The sequence below is a fragment of the Variovorax fucosicus genome, assembly GCF_030316825.1.
Lineage (GTDB): Bacteria > Pseudomonadota > Gammaproteobacteria > Burkholderiales > Burkholderiaceae_C > Variovorax > Variovorax fucosicus.
On sequence record NZ_JASZYU010000002.1, the window covers coordinates 785,674 to 805,023 of the forward strand.

General features: G+C 66.0%; 21 protein-coding genes. 7 read left to right on the forward strand and 14 right to left on the reverse strand.

All coding sequences use genetic code 11. The features are described 5' to 3' along the window. Nucleotides 1-109: 109 nt before the first annotated feature. The 5 genes from QTI05_RS15845 (at nt 110) to QTI05_RS15865 (ending at nt 3,230) form a co-directional block, all read left to right on the forward strand. On the forward strand, nt 110-478 hold the full coding sequence (locus tag QTI05_RS15845; RefSeq protein ID WP_286545875.1) for a hypothetical protein: 369 nt from the start codon (nt 110-112) through the stop codon (nt 476-478). Then, nucleotides 478-1,188, forward strand: a complete 711-nt coding sequence (locus QTI05_RS15850) for a hypothetical protein (protein WP_286622176.1) — start codon at nt 478-480, stop codon at nt 1,186-1,188. Before QTI05_RS15845 ends, QTI05_RS15850 begins: the two co-directional genes overlap by 1 nt. A 133-nt stretch (nt 1,189-1,321) precedes the next feature. Then, nucleotides 1,322-2,155 (forward strand): shikimate dehydrogenase family protein, encoded by an 834-nt coding sequence (locus QTI05_RS15855; protein WP_286622178.1) that lies wholly within the window; start codon nt 1,322-1,324, stop codon nt 2,153-2,155. Between the two features lie 22 nt (nt 2,156-2,177). Beyond that, nucleotides 2,178-2,624 (forward strand): type II 3-dehydroquinate dehydratase, encoded by a 447-nt coding sequence (gene aroQ, locus QTI05_RS15860; RefSeq protein WP_286545879.1) that lies wholly within the window; start codon nt 2,178-2,180, stop codon nt 2,622-2,624. Between the two features lie 165 nt (nt 2,625-2,789). Beyond that, nucleotides 2,790-3,230: a hypothetical protein gene (locus QTI05_RS15865; RefSeq protein WP_286545880.1), complete on the forward strand. Its 441-nt coding sequence runs from the start codon at nt 2,790-2,792 to the stop codon at nt 3,228-3,230. Nucleotides 3,231-3,241: 11 nt separating this feature from the next. Here QTI05_RS15865 and dnaJ read toward each other — a convergent pair whose 3' ends face one another. From dnaJ to QTI05_RS15935, 14 genes are all read right to left on the reverse strand, one after another. Next, nucleotides 3,242-4,381, reverse strand: coding sequence for a molecular chaperone DnaJ (gene dnaJ, locus QTI05_RS15870; RefSeq protein WP_286545881.1), 1,140 nt, complete (start codon nt 4,379-4,381; stop codon nt 3,242-3,244). Between the two features lie 88 nt (nt 4,382-4,469). After that, the gene (gene dnaK, locus QTI05_RS15875) at nt 4,470-6,407 is read right to left on the reverse strand and encodes a molecular chaperone DnaK (RefSeq protein ID WP_286545882.1); all 1,938 of its coding nucleotides are present in this window, start codon (nt 6,405-6,407) and stop codon (nt 4,470-4,472) included. 108 nt (nt 6,408-6,515) lie between these two features. Next, a complete protein-coding gene (gene grpE, locus QTI05_RS15880; protein WP_286545883.1) occupies nt 6,516-7,076 on the reverse strand; it encodes a nucleotide exchange factor GrpE in 561 nt (186 codons plus the stop codon). Nucleotides 7,077-7,284: 208 nt separating this feature from the next. Continuing rightward, nucleotides 7,285-7,635 (reverse strand): FKBP-type peptidyl-prolyl cis-trans isomerase, encoded by a 351-nt coding sequence (locus tag QTI05_RS15885; RefSeq protein ID WP_286545884.1) that lies wholly within the window; start codon nt 7,633-7,635, stop codon nt 7,285-7,287. 112 nt (nt 7,636-7,747) lie between these two features. After that, nucleotides 7,748-8,068: a winged helix-turn-helix transcriptional regulator gene (locus tag QTI05_RS15890; RefSeq protein WP_286545886.1), complete on the reverse strand. Its 321-nt coding sequence runs from the start codon at nt 8,066-8,068 to the stop codon at nt 7,748-7,750. A gap of 169 nt (nt 8,069-8,237) precedes the next feature. Continuing rightward, complete coding sequence (gene asd, locus QTI05_RS15895) at nt 8,238-9,089, reverse strand: archaetidylserine decarboxylase (protein ID WP_286545888.1); 852 nt, start codon at nt 9,087-9,089, stop codon at nt 8,238-8,240. 130 nt (nt 9,090-9,219) lie between these two features. Then, nucleotides 9,220-10,212 (reverse strand): Bug family tripartite tricarboxylate transporter substrate binding protein, encoded by a 993-nt coding sequence (locus tag QTI05_RS15900; protein ID WP_286622179.1) that lies wholly within the window; start codon nt 10,210-10,212, stop codon nt 9,220-9,222. A 54-nt stretch (nt 10,213-10,266) separates the two neighbouring features. After that, a complete protein-coding gene (locus QTI05_RS15905; RefSeq protein ID WP_286545890.1) occupies nt 10,267-11,031 on the reverse strand; it encodes an SDR family NAD(P)-dependent oxidoreductase in 765 nt (254 codons plus the stop codon). A 23-nt stretch (nt 11,032-11,054) separates the two neighbouring features. Continuing rightward, nucleotides 11,055-12,605, reverse strand: a complete 1,551-nt coding sequence (gene garD, locus QTI05_RS15910) for a galactarate dehydratase (protein WP_286546235.1) — start codon at nt 12,603-12,605, stop codon at nt 11,055-11,057. A gap of 55 nt (nt 12,606-12,660) precedes the next feature. Then, on the reverse strand, nt 12,661-13,959 hold the full coding sequence (locus tag QTI05_RS15915; protein WP_286545891.1) for a TRAP transporter large permease: 1,299 nt from the start codon (nt 13,957-13,959) through the stop codon (nt 12,661-12,663). Beyond that, nucleotides 13,950-14,543 (reverse strand): TRAP transporter small permease, encoded by a 594-nt coding sequence (locus QTI05_RS15920; RefSeq protein WP_286622180.1) that lies wholly within the window; start codon nt 14,541-14,543, stop codon nt 13,950-13,952. Before QTI05_RS15920 ends, QTI05_RS15915 begins: the two co-directional genes overlap by 10 nt. A gap of 58 nt (nt 14,544-14,601) precedes the next feature. Further along, nucleotides 14,602-15,570, reverse strand: coding sequence for a TRAP transporter substrate-binding protein (locus QTI05_RS15925; RefSeq protein ID WP_286545893.1), 969 nt, complete (start codon nt 15,568-15,570; stop codon nt 14,602-14,604). Nucleotides 15,571-15,614: 44 nt separating this feature from the next. Continuing rightward, nucleotides 15,615-16,514, reverse strand: coding sequence for an SMP-30/gluconolactonase/LRE family protein (locus QTI05_RS15930; RefSeq protein WP_286622181.1), 900 nt, complete (start codon nt 16,512-16,514; stop codon nt 15,615-15,617). A gap of 25 nt (nt 16,515-16,539) precedes the next feature. Further along, on the reverse strand, nt 16,540-17,370 hold the full coding sequence (locus QTI05_RS15935; protein ID WP_286622182.1) for an NAD-dependent epimerase/dehydratase family protein: 831 nt from the start codon (nt 17,368-17,370) through the stop codon (nt 16,540-16,542). Nucleotides 17,371-17,429: 59 nt separating this feature from the next. Between QTI05_RS15935 and QTI05_RS15940 the strand changes: the two genes are divergently transcribed. Further along, on the forward strand, nt 17,430-18,251 hold the full coding sequence (locus tag QTI05_RS15940) for a FadR/GntR family transcriptional regulator (protein WP_286545895.1): 822 nt from the start codon (nt 17,430-17,432) through the stop codon (nt 18,249-18,251). 112 nt (nt 18,252-18,363) lie between these two features. After that, the gene (locus QTI05_RS15945; RefSeq protein ID WP_286622183.1) at nt 18,364-19,338 is read left to right on the forward strand and encodes a Bug family tripartite tricarboxylate transporter substrate binding protein; all 975 of its coding nucleotides are present in this window, start codon (nt 18,364-18,366) and stop codon (nt 19,336-19,338) included. Nucleotides 19,339-19,350 lie beyond the last annotated feature (12 nt).

Consider the following 19,350-nt stretch of genomic DNA (forward strand, 5'->3'; position numbering starts at 1 on the left):
GGAAAAGATATGTTTGAAAACTAATGTTTCAGAATGTGTTTTAGTGCACGCGGACTTTTCCCGCCCCGTGGCACGATGACTTTCAGTGCAAAAAGTCCTCTGCCACCCGATGAAAACCCTCTCTGACCGCGCACTTCTGGAACGTGCCCTGATCGCCATCGAGCAAGTCATGGCCCGCACCGGCTCGGCGCCTGACCACGGCGTTGGCACGCCGGCCGGCGAGGCCGTGGCGATGTGCCTGACCTCTGCGGCCGCGCTGGTCGACGTGGCGCAGGTGCTCCTGCGCGAGGCGCCGGAGCAATCGCCTGAGGTCCAGTCGCAGGCGTGGCAGGCGTTGATCGCCCACACGAAGAACGCCAGCCGTACCGCGCACCAGGCGGTGCTGGTGCTTTCGTCGCAGCGCAATCTCGTCGCGGCGCAGGACGGCATCACGCTCGCGAGCGATCCGGGTCGTTCTGCCAGCCAGGCAGCGCACTGATGGCACTGATCTGTCCGGCCTGCGGCACGGAAAACCGCGCCGTCTCCAAGTTTTGCATCGAATGCATCGGCGTGCTGCAACCCGACTTCGAACCGACCAAGGTCGTTCCGCTCCGGCCGTCGGGCGGGCGCAACACGACGCTGCTCGGCATGCCCTCCGCGCTGGCGGCCTTCGCGTCGTCGGCGCCTGCGTCTGCACCGGCGCCGACGCCTGTCCCCGCCCCGGTCAAGAGTCGTGACGTACCGGAAACGCGCAAAGGCCTGTGGCTCAGCCTTGCTGCGTTTGCCCTCACGCTCGTGATCGGCGCCGCCGGTTGGGTCGTCGCCGGTGCGGGCGGCTGGTACATCTACAGTTCGAGCAGCGCGGCGGAAGACGCGGCGCACCCGGTCGCCCCTGCTGCCGCTGCGCCGGTTGCCGCTGCCCCCCTCCTCATTGCGCCCGCCACCGTTGCTCCGGCCGCGCGCGTGGTGCCGGCGAAAGACGTCGCCGTCGCCGTCATCGCTCGACCGGCTGCGCCCCCTTCGAAGCCGCGCGGCATGGCCCACAGTGACCCCGGCACTTCGTGCGCCAGCCTTGGTTTTCTCGCCAGGTCGCAGTGCATGGTGGCGCAGTGCGCCAAGGGCGAATACCGGGCGCAGCCGGCATGCCAGGCGGTGGTAGCGCAACAGCGGCTGATGGAAGAAAAGCGCAATCCCACCCTGGCGAATTGAACGGGTAAACCCGCAAAAAGATCGCTTATCGATCAGATTGGATTGCTGATCGAACAAACTTCGCTGTGCGGCGCTGCTTTTCGCGCGCAGCCCTTCTAAAGTGTGCCTCGCTTCAACCCGAACGAGACGCACCATGATCAGCGGCAAGACCACCCTCATCGCCCACATCGGCTATCCGACCGAATCGTTCAAGGCGCCCATGATCTACAACCCCTGGTTCAACCAGCAGGGTATCGACGCCGTGGTGGTGCCGATGGGCGCCAAAGCCGAGGACTACCCGGCCGTGATCAAGGCGCTCGCCACCCTGACCAATCTGCGCGGCGCGCTGGTGACCATGCCGCACAAGATCACGACCATGAGTCTGGTCGACGAAGTCACGCCCACCGCGCGCATTGCGGGCGCCTGCAACGCGATCCTGAAGCGGCCCGACGGCACGCTGCTCGGCGACCAGTTCGACGGCGCCGGCTTCGTGCGCGGCGTCGAGCGCAAGGGCCGCGCGCTCCATGGCACGCGCGTACTGGTATCGGGTGCGGGCGGGGTCGGCTCGGCCATCGCGGCATCGCTGGCAGCGGCCGGTGTGGCGGAATTGGCGCTGTTCGACGCGAACACCGCCTCTGCCGAAGCGCTGGCCGGCCGGCTGCGTGAGCACTACCCGCTGCTTGTGGTCAAGACCGGTTCGAAGGATCCGGCCGGCTTCGACGTGGTGGTCAATGCCACGCCGCTCGGCATGAAGGAGGGCGACCCGTTGCCGTTCGACATCGACCGCATTGCGCCCACGACCTTCGTCGGTGAGGTCGTGATGAAGTCCGAATACACGCCGTTGCTGCGCGCCGCGCTCGACAAGGGCTGTGCCGTGCAGGTCGGCACCGATATGTTGTTCGAGATGATCCCGGCGTACCTCGAGTTCTTCGGGTTCGGCACCGCGACCGCCGACCAGTTGCGCGCGACCGCGCAGATCCAGTACTGACTCTGGCGACAATGCCTGCACCATGAAAAAAATCCTCGTCCTGAACGGCCCCAACCTGAACCTGCTCGGCACGCGTGAACCCGCGCAGTACGGCTACGAGACGCTGGCCGATGTCGAGCGCATGTGCGCGGAGGCGGGCGCCAAACTCGGCGTGCAGGTCGAGTGCCGGCAGTCGAACCACGAAGGCCAGTTGATCGACTGGCTGCACGAGGCCGGCCGCGAGATCGCTGCCGGCAACATGATCGGCGTGGTGATGAATCCGGGCGCCTACACCCACACGTCGATCGCGCTGCACGACGCGATCAAGGGCGCGAGCGTGACGCTGATCGAACTGCACATCTCCAACGTGCATGCACGCGAGGAATTCCGCCACCACTCGTACATCTCGCCGGCCGCGCGCGGGATCATCGTGGGGCTGGGCGTCAAGGGCTACCCGTTGGCGATCGAGGCGCTGGTGCGGCTTCAGTAGGTTTTCGGCGGCCTGGGCCGCCCTGGGCCGCATGCGGCGGCCGAACACAAAGAAATTCGGTGATCTTTGTCACCAAATGCCGAATGGCCTGCGGGCCGACACGGCCCGAACTGCTGTGCAGGCGCCCCGCTTCGGGACAATAGCCCGCACAGGGGTACTCCAATCTTGATTACAGACGAACGCGCCAAATGGAGCGCGGCCGACCGGGTGTGGCGTCTTGCCAGCCAGAACTTGCAGTTGCTGGCGATGCTCGAGGTGCTGCAGGAGCATACGGCGGCCGACATCGACCATCTGGCGCTGGCCACACACACGACGCAGGCGTTTCCGGCGCAGATCAGGCAGGCCGAAAGAGAACTGCCGATCGATCCAGGCGGTCGTGCGCGCGACGCGCTCACCACAGCGCGGGCCAAGGCCCGCCTGCTTCACTTGCTGGCGCTTCGGGCCAACCGCGCGCAACCGGTGACGTCGGGCCAACTGCCGCGCGTCGCCCAGTCGCTGCGGCAACTGGCCGATGCCTGCGAAAGCCTGTGCAACTGGATCGCCGCGCATGAAGAGGCCTTCGAGAAGCCCGATCCGACCGAACCCATGCCGCTCGAGGCGGCATAGCGTCCTTCAGTTCAACTGAAGAATTCCTTCGCCTTGTCGAACCAGCCCTTGTCGGTGGGGCTGTGCTTGTTGCCCCCTTTCTTGAGCGATTCGTCGAGCTCCTTCACCAGCTTGCGCTGGTGCTCGGTGAGCTTGACCGGCGTTTCCACGCGCACGTGGCAGTACAGGTCGCCCGGGTAGCTGCCGCGCACGCCCTTGATGCCCTTGCCGCGCAGGCGGAACTGCTTGCCGCTCTGGGTGCCTTCGGGGATATCGATGGCGGCGGCGCCCTTGAGCGTGGGCACGTTGATCTCGCCGCCGAGCGCTGCGGTGGTCATGCTGACCGGCACCACGCAGTGCAGGTCGTCACCCTCGCGCTCGAAAATCTCGTGCTTCTTGAGCCGGATCTCGATGTAAAGGTCGCCGGGCGGCCCGCCGTTGGTGCCGGGCTCGCCGTTGCCGGTGCTGCGGATGCGCATGCCGTCGTCGATGCCGGCCGGGATCTTCACTTCCAGCGTCTTGTTGTTCTTCAGCTTGCCCTGGCCATGGCAGGTGGTGCACGGCTCGGGAATGATCTTGCCGCTGCCATGGCATTGCGGGCAGGTCTGCTGCACGCTGAAGAAGCCCTGGCGCATCTGCACCGCGCCGGCGCCGTTGCAGGTGGTGCAGGTGATCGGCTTGGTGCCCGGCTTGGCGCCGCTGCCATGGCAGGTGCCGCACTCGTCCCAGCTCGGAATGCGGATCTGGGCGTCCTTGCCCTCGGCCGCTTCCTCGAGCGTGACTTCCATCGCATAGCTGAGGTCGCTGCCGCGGAACACCTGGCGTCCGCCACCGGCGCGTCCGCGGCCACCGCCGCCGAACACGTCGCCGAAGATGTCGCCGAAAGCCTCGGCGAAACCGCCGAAGCCTTCCGCGCCCGGGCCGCCGCGCATGTTGGGATCGACGCCGGCATGGCCGTACTGGTCATAGGCGGCGCGCTTCTGGCCGTCCGACAGCATCTCGTAGGCTTCCTTCACCTCCTTGAACTTGGCCTCGGCGTCGGTGCTGGTGTCGCCGTGGTTGCGGTCGGGGTGGTGCTTCATCGCAAGCTTGCGATAAGCCTTCTTGATTTCTTCCTCGCTCGCGTTCTTCGGAACGCCGAGGGTTTCGTAATAGTCGCGTTTGGTGGCCATGGTCGGTCGGTGCGGGCGGTCTTCTCAACAAGCGTAAAAGGCTGGATCACCCCGGGAGGTGATCCAGCCTTGTGTCAGTGCCGGGCAATCAGCCCTTCTTGACTTCCTTGACTTCGGCGTCGACGACGTTGTCGTCGGCGGGCGAACTGTTCGCAGCAGCTTCCGGGCCAGCACCCGGGCCGCCCGCGGCACCGGCTGCCGCCTGCGCGTCCGCGTACATCTTCTCGCCGAGCTTCTGGCTGGCGCTCATCAGCGTGTTGGTCTTTTCCTCGATCGCGGCCTTGTCGTCGCCCTTGAGGGCTTCTTCCACGTCCTTGATCGCGCCTTCGATTTTTTCCTTTTCGCCGGCTTCGAGCTTGTCGCCGTGCTCGGCCAGCGACTTCTTCACGCTGTGAACCATGGCTTCGCCCTGGTTGCGGGCCTGCACCACTTCGACCTTCTTCTTGTCTTCGGCGGCGTTGAGCTCGGCGTCTTTCACCATCTTCTGGATCTCGTCCTCGGAGAGGCCCGAGTTCGCCTTGATGGTGATCTTGTTTTCCTTGCCGGTGCCCTTGTCCTTGGCGCCGACGTGCAGGATGCCGTTGGCGTCGATGTCGAAGCTCACCTCGATCTGCGGCGTGCCGCGCGCGGCCGGCGGAATGCCCTCGAGGTTGAACTCGCCGAGCGCCTTGTTGCCCGAAGCGATCTCGCGCTCGCCCTGGAACACCTTGATCGTCACGGCCGGCTGGTTGTCCTCGGCGGTCGAGAAGGTCTGTGCGAACTTGGTCGGGATCGTGGTGTTCTTCGTGATCATCTTGGTCATCACGCCACCCATGGTCTCGATGCCGAGCGACAGCGGGGTCACGTCGAGCAGCAGCACGTCCTTGCGGTCGCCGGACAGCACCTGGCCCTGGATCGCGGCGCCGACGGCGACGGCTTCATCGGGGTTCACGTCCTTGCGCGGTTCCTTGCCGAAGAACTCCTTCACCTTTTCCTGCACCTTGGGCATGCGGGTCATGCCGCCGACCAGGATCACGTCGCTGATGTCGTTGACCGACACGCCGGCGTCCTTGATGGCGATGCGGCAGGGCGCGATGGTGCGCTCGATCAGCTCTTCGACCAGCGACTCGAACTTGGCGCGCGTGAGCTTGATGTTCAGGTGCTTCGGGCCCGAGGCGTCGGCCGTGATGTAGGGCAGGTTGACGTCGGTCTGCGGGCTGTTCGACAGCTCGATCTTGGCCTTTTCGGCTGCTTCCTTGAGGCGCTGCAGCGCGAGCACGTCCTTGCTCAGGTCGACGCCCTGTTCCTTCTTGAACTCGGCAATGATGTAGTCGATCACGCGCTGGTCGAAGTCCTCGCCGCCGAGGAAGGTGTCGCCGTTGGTCGACAGCACTTCGAACTGCTTTTCGCCGTCGACGTCGGCGATCTCGATGATCGACACGTCGAAGGTACCGCCGCCGAGGTCATACACGGCGATCTTGCGGTCGCGTTTGTCCTGCTTGTCGAGGCCGAAGGCCAGGGCGGCCGCGGTCGGCTCGTTGATGATGCGCTTGACGTCCAGGCCCGCGATGCGGCCGGCGTCCTTGGTGGCCTGGCGCTGGCTGTCGTTGAAGTAGGCCGGCACCGTGATCACGGCCTCGGTCACGACTTCGCCGAGGTAGTCTTCGGCGGTCTTCTTCATCTTGCGCAGGATCTCGGCGCTGACCTGTTGCGGCGCGATCTTCTTGCCGCGCACCTCGACCCAGGCGTCGCCGTTGTCGGCCTTGGTGATCGTGTAGGGCATCAGGTCGATGTCCTTCTGCACTTCTTTCTCTTCGAACTTGCGGCCGATCAGGCGCTTGACCGCGTAGAGCGTGTTCTTGGGATTGGTCACGGCCTGGCGCTTGGCCGAGGCGCCGACCAGCACTTCGCCGTCTTCCTGATAGGCCACGATCGACGGCGTGGTGCGCGCACCTTCCGAGTTCTCGATCACACGCGTGGTGTTGCCTTCCATGATCGACACGCACGAATTGGTGGTGCCGAGGTCGATGCCGATGATTCTGCCCATGGTGTTGCTCCTGAAATCTGAAAGAAATTAAGTTGTGATAAACGTGTGGATAACCGCGCCGGATTCAAGGGAGAAGGCGGGGATTTCCTGTGGATGCGTGTGTATGGATCAGCTCGGTGCACTGACCGTCACGAGGGCCGGGCGCAGCACGCGCTCGGCGATCGTGTAGCCCTTCTGCAGCACCGAGACCACGGTGTTGGCTTCCTGGTCGGGTGCCGGCACCACCGAGATGGCCTGGTGCTGGTGCGGGTCGAACCGGGTGCCGGCGGCCGGTGCGATCTCGATCACCTTGTTGCGTTCGAGCGCGCTCTTCAGCTGGCGCAAGGTGGCTTCGGCACCTTCGCGAATCTGTTCGGGCGTGGCGTCGGTGATGGCCAGGCCGGCTTCGAGGCTGTCGGTCACCGGCAGCAGGCTCTCGGCGAAGGCTTCGACGGCGAACTTGCGCGCCTTGGTGATTTCTTCGTCGGCGCGGCGGCGTGCGTTCTGCACATCGGCCTGGGCGCGCAGGTACTGGTCCGACAGCTCGGCGTTCTTTGCCTGCAGTGCGGCCAGTTCAGCCAGTGCATCCTGCGCCTCGGCGTCGTTGGCGGCCTGGGCGGCTTCGAGTTCTTCGAGGCTGGGCTCGCCGGTGAGTTGGTTGGGATCGTTTTGCGGGGTTTCAGCGGACATGGGTAAAAAGCGGTGAAGGCCGAAAAATCATTGGATTCCGCCCGATTTGGGGCCATTCCGACCCGTTTCAAGCAAAAAAATGCGTCCGCGGAGGACGCTGGGGTTCATCGCGAGACACCGCGGAACCGGCTCCGCCGGGCCGCTGGTGTCGCCCCCGGCAGGGGGTTGGCGCAGCGACACGAAGTGCGCGCAGCCTGGGGGCGAGCAATCAGTGCGCGTCGAGCAGTTCGACGTCGAACTTGAGCGTGGCGTTGGGGGGAATCACACCGCCGGCACCGCGTGCACCGTAACCGAGCGAAGCCGGGATGATCAGCGTGCGCTGGCCGCCGATCTTCATGCCGGCGACGCCTTCGTCCCAGCCCTTGATGACTTGGCCGGCGCCGAGCGAGAAGGCGAACGGGTCGTTGCGGTCGCGGCTCGAGTCGAACTTGGCGCCTTGCACGCCGTCGTTGTAGAGCCAGCCGGTGTAGTGCACGTGCACATGGTGGCCGGCCTTGGCTTCGGCGCCGTTGCCGACGGTGGTGTCTTCGTATTGCAGGCCGGAAGGGGTGGTGGGCATGAATGGGCTCCTGGTTCGGTCGGAAGGAATGCGAGGCGCGAAGTTTAGCGGGCCCGAACATGACAACGCCGCGCGGCCCCGAGGCGGCGCGGCGCTGGTGGACAACGGGGCGCTACTTGCCCATCGGGATCTTCTTGACCTGGCTACCTTGCCACTTGCCGGCGAAGGCCTGCAGGTCGGACAGCCGCTTGAGCAGATCCTGCCCGCTGAGCGTGAGGATGTAGCCGTCGTTGCCGTGGTTCACGATGCCTGCTTCGCGCAGTTCCTTGATCCGGGTGTTGAGGGTGTTGGGGGTGATGCCGCCGACGCTGTCCTGCAGCAGCCGGAAGGTTTGCGCATGGCCGTCGCGCAGGGCCCAGAGCACGCGCAGGGCATAGCGGGCTTCGAGCAGCGCCAGCAACTGGCTGACGGCCGCGTTTTCCTTGCTACTCATCGACATCTTCTCCTCGGGCAATGGCTCGGCCGGAAACCATCTGCGGCCACGCGTTCTTGTGATCGGTTGTGACCCTGCGGGCCGGCCGGCGACTATATCGTAGAAGGCATGGTGCTACAAGTTTTATAGCTGTCTGCGCCCACTGCATGCGGCCTGTGGCGCGGAAGCCTCATTTTTCATCGCGGTTGGCCATGGCCTCGCCGAGGCGGATCGAACGACCCGGCTCCCACGCCGGGTTGAAGCTGAGCGACGGGCCCGGGAACAGCATGACGACGGTCGAGCCGAGCAGGAAGCGCCCCATTTCTTCGCCTTGCTGCAAGACGATCTGCTGGTCGTCATAGCGCCACTCGCGCGGTTGCCCGGTGCGCGGCGGGTTGACCACGCCATGCCACACGGTCTGCATGCTGCCGACGATGGTGGCGCCAACGAGCACCAGCACGAAGGGCCCGCCCGCCGATTCGAACAGGCACACCACACGCTCGTTGCGCGCGAACAGCCCGGGCACGCCGCGCGCCGTGGTCGGGTTGACCGAAAACAGTTCGCCCGGCACGTAGGTCATGCGCAGCAGCCGGCCGGCGCAGGGCATGTGGATGCGGTGGTAATCCTTCGGGCTCAGGTAGAGCGTGGCAAAGCTGCCGTGCTCGAACTGTGCCGCCAGCGCGGCGTCGCCGCTCAGCAGCGCGGTGCAGGTGTAGTGGTGGCCCTTGGCCTGGAAGATCTGCCCGCCGTCGATGGCACCGAACTGGCTGATCGCGCCGTCGACCGGCGACACCAGGTCGGCTGCGGCGATCGGCCGGGCGCCGGGCTTTAGCGCTCGCGTGAAGAATTCGTTGAAGCTCTTGTAGTGGCCGATGTCGCTGTCGAGCGCTTCGTCCATGTTCACGTCGTACTTCTTCACGAAGCGGCGGATGATCCAGGTCGTGACGCGGCCGCGCTCCTTGCCGGCCACCCATCCTGCGAATGAAGTCAGTGCCTGCTTCGGGAACAGGTATTGGGGCAAGACGGCGGTGCGGTCGGACACGATGTAGTTCTTGGAATGCGGTGCAAGGGGCGCATTCTATAAAGCCGGGCCGCCCCAAGGCGAGCCGTGCGCGACTCGCCCGCACGGCGCCGTTCACGCGCAGCGAGGCGCGTGAAAGCCCGCAGCCCGCTTACTCGACCTTGATGTTCGCGGCCTTGATCACCGCAGCCCATTTTTCGACTTCGGACTTCTGGAAGGCGGCAATCTGCGCCGTCGTCATGCTGGCCGGCTCCATGCCGAAGCCCTTGAGCTTGTCCTGCATCTCGGCCTTGGCCAGGATCTTCGCGATCTCGGTGTGCAGGCGCTCGATCACCGGAGCCGGTGTGCCGGCCGGCACGAAGATGGCCTGCCACGACACCACCTCGAAATCCTTCAGGCCGTTGATGCCCGATTCGGCCACCGTGGGCACGTCGGGCATCGACGCCAGCCGCCGGGCGGAGGTGACGGCGATCGCACGCAGCTTGCCGCTCTGGATGTGCGGGCCGGCCACCACCGTGGTGTCGAACATCATGTCGACCTGGCCGCCGATCACGTCCTGGATGGCCGGGCCGCTGCCCTTGTAGGGAATGTGCGTGAACTTCACGCCCGACTTGTAGGCCAGCAGTTCGAGCGACAGATGCTGCGAGGTGCCGGTGCCCGCCGAGGCCGACGACAGTCCGCCCGACGCGGCCTTCGCCTTGCTGGCTTCCACCACGTCCTTCAGGGTCTTGTAGGGGCTGGCCTGGTTCACGACCAGCACCACCGGGTTGGTGCCGATCAGCGTGACCGGCGCGAACGACTTGATCGGGTCGTAGCCGAGCTTGGGGTACAGGCTCACGTTGATCGCGTGCGAGCTGATCGTGCCGCCCAGCATCGTGTAGCCGTCGGGCGCTGCGCGCGCTGCGATCTCGGAGCCAACGCTGCCACCGGCGCCGCCCTTGTTGTCGATGATGACCGAGGCGCCCAGCACGGTGGTGAGCTGCTGCGCGATCAGCCGGGCCAGCACGTCGGTGGTGCCCCCGGCCGGGAACGGAACGAGGTAGGTGATCGCCTTGGCGGTAGGCCAGGCGCCTTGCGCGAAGGCGGGAAGGGCGCCGGCGGCTAGGGCTGCAGCAGCGGCGTGGACGAGGGTGCGGCGTTGCATGGTGGTGTGTCTCCGTAAGTTGGTGTTGAAAGCGAATGAGCCTGCGGCAGCAGCTCAGGGCATGTACTGGCCGCCGTTGACCTCGAGGATCTGGCCGGTCACGTAGCCCGACATCTGCGCCGAGGCCAGGTAGAGGAACGCACCGACACAGTCGTCCGGGTCGCCGATGCGGCCCATCGGAATGCCGGCCCGGAAGGACTCGAGGAGTGCGGGCGTCGAAAAGCGATCCTGGAACGGCGTCTGGATCACGCCGGGCGCCACTGCGTTGACGCGGATGTTGTCGGCGGCGAGTTCCTTGGCCAGCCCGTGCGTCGCGGTGCTGACGAAGCCCTTCGAGCCCGCGTAAAGATAGGCGCCCGGCCCGCCGCCGTTGCGCGCCGCGACCGACGACACGTTGATGATGCTGCCGCCCTGGCCGGCAGCGCGCATGAGCGGCACCACGTGGCGGCAGAACGCGATCACCGAGCGTGCGTTGATGTGCATGACCTCGTCGAACAGCGCGTCGTCGAACTCGGCGATCGGCACGCGCTTGACCAGGCTGCCGGCGTTGTTGACCAGCACGTCGATGCGGCCGAACTTTGCCGCGACCTGCTCGACGGCGCCGCGAATGGCTGCCGTGTCGCGCACGTCGGCCTGCAGCGCGAAGGCGTCGCCGCCCGCGCTCCGGATGGTGCTAACCACCTGGTTCGCCGCATCGGCCGAGCTGTTGTAGTGAACCGCCACGCGCATGCCGCGTGCGGCGAAAGCGATGGCCACCGCTGCGCCGATGCCGGTGCTGGCACCGGTGACCAGCACTGTCTTGCCCTTGAGGTCTTCCACGATTCGTTCTTCCTTGACTTTGTTCAGGTCACCGGCGCCGGATTGAACAGCACCAGTGCGTTGTGCAGCTTCCAGTGCTCGGCCCATGTCTTCTTGCGGCCGCTGGCCACGTCCAGCATCAGCTGGAACATTTCCCAGCCGACGTCGGCGATGGTTTTCTCGCCCGTGGCGATGGTGCCGGCATTGACGTCCATCAGGTCGTGCCAGCGGCGGGCGAGGTCGCTGCGCGTGGCCACCTTGATCACCGGCACCTCGGCCAGGCCGTAGGGCGTGCCGCGGCCGGTGGTGAACACGTGCAGGTTCATGCCGGCCGCGAGCTGCAGCGTGCCGCAGATGAAATCCGAGGCCGGCGTGGCGGCGTAGATCAGTCCCTTTTGCTTCAGCTTCTCGCCGGGCGCGATCACGCCGGAGATCGCTGCACTGCCGGACTTGACGATCGATCCCATCGCCTTTTCGACGATGTTGGACAGGCCGCCCTTCTTGTTGCCCGGCGTGGTGTTGGCGCTGCGATCGACGCGGCCCTTGTCCAGGTAGGCGTCGTACCAGGCCATCTCGCGGATCATGGCCTCGGCGACCTCCGGTGAGGAGGCGCGCGAGGTGAGCTGGTCGATGCCGTCGCGCACCTCGGTCACCTCCGAGAACATCACGGTCGCGCCGGCGCGCACCAGCAGGTCGGTGCAGAAGCCCACGGCCGGGTTGGCCGTGACGCCCGAGAACGCATCGCTGCCGCCGCACTGCACGCCGACCACGAGCTCGCTCGCCGGCACGGTTTCGCGCCGACGGGCGTTGAGCCGTTCGAGATGCTCTTCGGCCTGCCGCATGATCGACTCGACCATCGACATGAAGCCGACGTGCGCATCGTCCTGCAGGCAGACCACGTCGAGCTTCGCGTCTGCGCTGGCGCCGACGTCGGCCACGTTGCGCTCGTCGATCAGCGGGATCGTGCCCGGCGGCATCAGGCGCTCGGGCTGCAGCTTCTCGCAGCCCAGGCTCACCAACATCACCTCGCCGCCGAAGTTGGGGTTGAGGCTGATGTTGCGCAGGGTGCGGATCGGGATGATCGCGTCGGGCGCGTCGATGGCGACGCCGCAGCCATAGGTGTGCTCGAGCGCGACCACGTCGTCGACGTTCGGAAACTTCGGCAGCAGCTCGGCCTTGATGCGCTGCACCGCGAAGTCGGTGACGCCGGCCACGCACTGCACGGTCTGGGTGATCGCCAGGATGTTGCGGGTGCCGACCGAGCCGTCGAGGTTGCGGTAGCCCTCGAAGGTGTAGCCCTCGAGCGGCGGCTGCGGTTCGGGTTTGACGGTGGCGATCGGCAGGCCGACCAGTTCGCGCGCGGCGGGCATCCGCAAAAGCCGCTCGTGCACCCAGCTGCCGGCCGCGATGGGCTTGAGCGCGTAGCCGATCGGCACGTTGTAGCGGCGCACCTCGCCGCCCTCGGGTATGTCGACCAGCGCCACCTTGTGCGCCTGCGGCACCTTGTCGACCAGCGTCAGGCCCGAAGGGAACACGGTGCCGGCCGGCAGGCCGCCGTCGTTGGCCACGATCGCGACGTTGTCGCACTCGTGCATCGTGATGTGGAGGGGGTTCGCAGCGTCTGACACGGGGTGAAGCTTCGTTGAAAGATTATTTGGCCGATGCCACGAAGTCGGGCAGCCACATCGAGAACGCGGGTACGTAGGTCACCAGCATCAGGCAGACCAGCAAGGCGCCGTAGAACGGCCAGATCGATCGCATCACCTGCCCTACCGACACACCTCCGATCGCGCATCCGATGAACTGCGTGGTGCCCACCGGCGGCGTGTTGAGGCCGAGTGCGCAATTGATCAGCATGACGATGCCGAACTGCACCGGGCTCATGCCGAACTGCATGGCGATCGGCAGGAAGATCGGCGTGCAGATCAGGATGGTGGCCGCCATGTCCAGGAACGTGCCCAGCACGAACAGCAGCACGTTGATCATCAGGAAGATGACCCACGGGGTGCTCGACACGCTGGTCATGAGGTCGCCGGTCTTCTGTGGCACTTCGTACAGCGCCATGAAGTAGCCGAAGGCCGACGAAATGCCGATCAGCAGCAGCACCACGCCGGTCGTCTTGCAGGCCTTGGCGCAGGCTTTCAGGAAGTCCTTCCAGGTCAGCGAACGGTAGACGAACACCGTGACCGCCAGTGCCCACAGCACGGCGGTCGCTGCCGATTCCGTGGCCGTGAACACGCCCGACAGGATCCCCACCAGGATGATCACCACGATCATCAGTCCCGGCAGCGAGGCGATGAAGGCCGACAGCACCTCGCCCCAGCCCGGGAACGCGCCGCGGATGGGGTAGCCGCGCTTGATGGCGACGTAGTAGGCCGCGGCCAGGTTGCACACGGTGAGCAGCAGCGCCGGGATCAGGCCCGCGAGGATCAGGCTCAGCACGCTGACCGAGGCGATGCCGGTGGTCGCCAGCGTGAAGATGATCAGGTTGTGCGAGGTCGGCATCAAGGCGCCGACCAGAGCCGCATGGGTCGTGACGTTGACCGCGTAGTCGGCGTCGTACCCTTCCTTCTTCATCAGCGGGATCATCACCGAGCCCATCGCCGACACGTCGGCCACCGGCGAGCCCGCGACGCCGCCGAACAGCGTGCAGCCGATCACGTTGCTCATGCCGAGGCCGCCGCGCACGTGGCCGACCAGGCTGTTGGCGAAGCGAACGATGCGTTGAGCGATGCCGCCGTAGAGCATGAGCTCGCCGGCGAACACGAAGAACGGGATCGCCAGGAACGAGAAGATCTGCATGCCGCCGACCATCTTCTGGAACACCACGGCGATCGGCAGGTCGGCCACGAACACGGTCGCGATCGAGGCCAGTCCGATTGAAAAGGCCACCGGCACGCCGATGACCAGAAGCACCGTGAAGGTGAGGGCGAGAACGGTCAGTTCCATGCGGGCACCACTTCCTCGTCGCGCAGCAGGGCGACGATATGTTCGATCGAAAACATCACCATCAGGATGCCCGCCACCACCAGCGCCAGGTAATCCAGGCCGACCGGCACGCCCATCATGGGCTTGATGTCGGTCCACTTGAGCTGCGTCCAGACCCAGCCGCTCCAGGCCATGATCCCGCTGAACAGCGCGACCAGCAGATGAATCAGCACGTGCGCCTTGATGCGCAGCCACTCGGGCAGCATTTCGACCAGCGTGTCGAAGCCGATGTGGCCCGCGTCGCGCACGCCCACCGCCACGCCGAGCGCGGTCACGTAGAGCACGAGCTGCAATGCCAGGCCCTCGGCCCAGGTCGGCGTGTCGTTGAAGATGTAGCGGCCGACCACCTGGTACTGCACGCACACGATGATCGTGATGAGCAGCACCACCGCGAGCATGAGGCTCATCTTCGACAGGAAGGCGCAGAGGCGCGAATAGGCGTTGTTCGACGGCGGACGCGGCGCGGTGACGTGAATGTCTTCGAGCGTGATCGGCTCGCCGGGCGCGGCGTCTGCGACCGGGACGGTCGTGACGGCAGAAGTCATGGATGTTTCCCTGGAGTGACGCGACGGCGCCCTCCCCGCGAACAGGGAGGGCGGCGAATCACTTGTTGTCCTGAACCGTCTTCACCAGGCGCTGCAGGTCCGGCGTTGAGATGAACTTGGCATAGACCGGTGCCATAACGGCGCGGAAAGAAGCCTTGTCGACGTCAGCCACGATCTGTGCGCCGCCCTTGGTCACGACGTCGAGCGACTTGGCTTCCTGCTCGTCCCACTTCTGGCGCTGGAAGGTCACCGATTCCTTGGCCGCGGCGCGGAACAGGGCCTGGTCGGCCGGGGTCAGTTTGTCGAACACCTTCTTGGAGATCACCAGCACTTCGGGTGCCATCGAGTGCTCGGTGCGCGAGTAGTACTTGACGGCTTCGTAGTGCTTGAACCCGTCATAGGACGGAATGTTGTTTTCGGCGGCGTCGATCAGGCCGGTCTTGAGCGCGGTGTACACCTCGCTGGCAGGCATCGGCGTGGCATTCGCGCCCATGGCGCTGACCAGCGCGACCCACAGGTCGGACTGCTGCACGCGAATCTTCAGGCCCTTGGTGTCGGCCACGGTCTTGACCGGCTTCTTGGCGTAGATCGAGCGTGCGCCGCTGTCGTAGAAGGCCAGGCCCACCAGGCCTTCGTGCTCGCAACCCTTGAGGATCTCGTCGCCCACCGGACCGTCGAGCGACTTGCGCATGTGCGCGATCGAATCGAACAGGAACGGCATCGTCGGCACCAGCGTCTTCGGGCAGATCGAATTGAGCGCGCTGATGTTGACGCGGTTCATCTCGAGCGCGCCGATCTTGACCTGGTCGAGCGTTTCCTTCTCGGAGCCGAGCGCGCTCTTGTTGAAGACCTTGATCTTGTATTTGCCGTTGCTGCGCTTGTCGAGCAGCTCGCTCATGTGCTTGACCGCGGCGACCGTGGGGTAGTCGTCGCTGTTGTGCACGTCGGCGGAGCGGAAGTCGGCGGCCTGGGCGGCCAGGACGGTGGCGCCGGCGGCCAGCGCGACCAGGGTTTGTTTCAGTTTCATTTGTCTTCCTCTACGGGTTGGTGGCTGTCTAATAAAAACGGGAATCAAAAAACACATTCGGGTTCGACCAGGCCCTTGACGCCCGGGTTCAGCGCGAACACGCCCCCCGCCAGCGGCTGGTCGGACAGGTCGCCGCCGGGGCGGATCGAGGTCACATACAAGGTGTCGAGCTGCGCGCCGCCGAAGGCGCACATCGCGGGCTTCTTCACCGGTACCGCGAGCGAGCGGTCGAGCTTGCCGTCGGGCGTGAAGCGATGCACCAGCCCGGCGTCGTTGCCGCAGATCCAGTAGCAGCCGTCGGCATCCACAGCGGCACCGTCGGGGCGGCCGGGCAGCTGCTTCATGTCGACGAACACGCGCCGGTTGTGCGGCGTGCCGCTGGCGGTGTCGTAGTCGAAGGCCCAGATGGTTTGAACGTTCGGGTGCGAGTCCGACAGGTACATGGTCCTGCCGTCGGGGCTGAAGGCCATGCCGTTCGGCACGATCAGGGGGTCGAGCTGAAGGCGCAGGGCCACTTCGGCATTCACGTCGCTCTGGTAGCGGTAGACGCGACCGACATCGCGCGCCGCGGCCATGTCCATCAGCATGGTGCCGGCCCAGAAACGGCCTTGCCGGTCGCAGCGGCCGTCGTTGAAGCGCATCCCGCGTTCGGCATGCGAGACGCCGGCGAGCGCGCTCGCGGCAAGCGTGCCGTCGGCGCGCGTGGCCAGCACGAACAGGCCGCTTTCCATGCCGGCGATCCACTGGCCTGCATGGCCTGTACGCGGCGCGATGCAGGCCAGCATTTCGTCGCCCGTCCAGTGCGTGTGCGCGCCGCTCGCGGCGTGCCAGCGGTGCAGTTGCTTCGCCGGAATGTCGACCCAGTAGAGCGCCTGTTCGTCGGCGCGCCAGACCGGGCTTTCGCCGGTGGCGTTGCGCGCGTCGAGAACGAGGTCGGCTTGCATGGTCATGCGCGTCGTCGGCCTGCGTTCAATCGCCGAACGGGCCCTGTGCCGTGAAAGCGCCGCCCTGGTAGACCGCGTTCGGGTCGGTCGGCGCCACCGGTGGCTGTGCCTCCACCTTGTCGCGGAAAACCTCGGACGTGTCCTGCGGCACGAACCCGAGGTGCGCGGCTTGCGTGTTGTCCCACCACACGTTCTTGTTGGCCGACATGCCGTAGACGATGGTGTGTTTCACGTCGGGCGTGAACAGCGACTTCTCGATCAGCGTCGTGAGGTCGCGAAAGCTCAGCCACGTGTGCATCATGCGGCGGTTGGCCGGCTCGGGGAACGACGAGCCGATGCGGATGCTGACGGTCTCGACGCCGTAGCGGTCGTAGTAGAACTGTGCCGTGTCCTCGCCGAAGGACTTCGACAGGCCGTAGTAGCCGTCGGGCCGGCGCTGGCAACTTGCGTCGAGCGTTTCGGTCTGCTTGTGGAAGCCGATCACGTGGTTGGAGCTGGCGAACACGATGCGCTTCACGCCGTGGCGGCGTGCGGCCTCGTACACATGGAACACGCCGCGGATGTTGGCCTCGAGGATTTCCTCGAACGGCCGTTCGACCGACACACCGCCCAGGTGCACGATCGCATCGCAGCCCGCCACCAGCGCATCGACGGCCTGCTTGTCCGCGAGGTTGCAGGGCACCACCTCCTCGTGAGTCCCTGCAGCGGGCGCCATGGGCGCGATGTCCGACAGGCGCAGGATTTCTGCAGAGGGTTGCAGGCGTTCGCGCAGCACCTTGCCCAGTCCCCCGCCAGCGCCCGTCAGCAACAGGCGGTGCATGCGAGGGTGGGAAGAAGGGGTGGCGGCGTCGCTCATGTGGCTGTCTCGTAAGTTATCGGTTGTCGTACAACCAGTTGCGGGATTATCATCAGCGCATGGCGAGCCTGTCAACAGCAGAACCCTCTACCCCGGACGCCGGCGCGACCGGGCCGACCGGCTACGCAGCCCGGCCCCGGCTGCGCGCGCGGGGGCTGGCCCACAGCCTGGTCGACGACTTCGGCGCACGCATCCGCGACGGCGCGCTGCGCCCCGGCGACAAGCTGCCGACCGAGTCCGAAATCATGCAGGCCTTCGGCGTCAGCCGCACCGTGGTGCGCGAGGCGCTGTCCAAGCTGCAGGCGAGCGGGCTGGTCGAAACGCACCATGGCGTCGGCACCTTCGTGCTGCAGCCGCGCGCGGGCGGGGTGTTCCGGCTGGACCCCGGCGAGATCGCGACCTCGGTCGACGTGCTGGCCGTGCTGGAGCTGCGCATCAGCCTCGAGACCGAGTCGGCCGGGCTGGCTGCGAGCCGCCACACCGAGGAACAGCTGCTGGCGATGCGCCAGGCGCTCGACGATTTCGAGCGCAACGTGGAGGCGGCGGGGGACACCGTGGCACCGGACTTCCGCTTTCATCTCCAGATCGCCCAGGCCACCGGCAACCCGTACTTCGCGGACATCATGAGCCACCTCGGCACCACGATCATTCCGCGCACGCGCATCAGCGCCATCCGCAATCTCGAAGGCGGCGCCTATCTCAGCCGGGTCAACCGCGAGCACGAAGAGATCTATGCCGCGATTGCCCGGCGCGATCCCGAATCGGCGCGTGCCGCCATGCGGATTCACCTGACCAACAGCCGCGAACGGTTGCGCGTGGCGCAGGAGGCGGCGCAGCGCGCCGACGCTGCCGCAAGCAGTGCCGCCCGTCCCGCCGGCTGAAAGGTTTTTGCGGAATCAGGCTGGACAAGTCATTTCTTGAGTTGTACGATGACTGACCTCTTGGATGCGCAGCAGCAGCCAAGGTCACTCGAACCACCTGCAGGAGACACCCATGATCCATCACCGCCGCGGCCTGCTGGCCGCCGCCCTGGTCGCCGCCGCGCTGCCGCTAGCCGCGCTGGCCCAGCCGGCCGCCTGGCCGTCCAAGCCCATCAAGATCGTGGTGCCGTACCCGCCGGGCGGTTCGTCGGACATCATTGCGCGCGCCATCAGCCAACCGCTGTCGGAAGCGCTGAAGCAGCCGGTCATCGTCGAGAACAGGCCCGGTGCCAACGGCAACCTGGGTGCCGACATGGTCGCCAAGTCAGCGCCCGATGGCTACACGATCCTGTTGTGCGACGTGGGCGCGCTGGCGATCAGCCCGTCGGTCTACACCAAGCTGTCGTTCGACCCGTCAAAGGATCTGCGCGGCGTGACCATGCTGGCCTATTCGCCGCACCTGCTGGTGGTGCATCCGTCGGTCAAGGCCAACAACCTCAAGGAACTGATCGCGCTCTCGAAGACCGGCGATCTGAACTTCGCGGTCACCGCCACCGGCAGCGCACCGCACCTGGCCGGCGTGGCGCTGGAGCGCGCCAGCGGCGCCAAGTGGACGTATGTGCCCTACAAGGGCGGCGTGCAGGCGATCCAGGACACGGTGGCCGGCCAGACCCAGGTGCTCATGAACGGCATGCTGGCCACGCTGCCGCAGGTGCAGGGCGGCAAGCTCAAGGTGCTGGGCGTGTCGAAGGCAACGCGCATGCCGCTGATCGGCGACGTCCCGACCATCGCTGAGCAGGGCGTACCGGGCTTCGAGTCGGGCACCTGGCAGGGCGTGGTGATGGCGCGCGGCACCCCCGATGCGATCGTCCAGCGTCTCAACAAGGAACTGATCAGCGTCATCCGCTCGGCCGACATCCGCTCGCGCCTGGCCGGGCAGGGCGCCGAAGTCGTGACCATGTCGCCGACCGAAGAGGAAGCCTTCTTCAACAAGGAGCGCGCGCGCTGGGCCGCGGTGGTGAAGGCTGCCGACATCCGGCTCGATTGAAGTTGTTCCCGC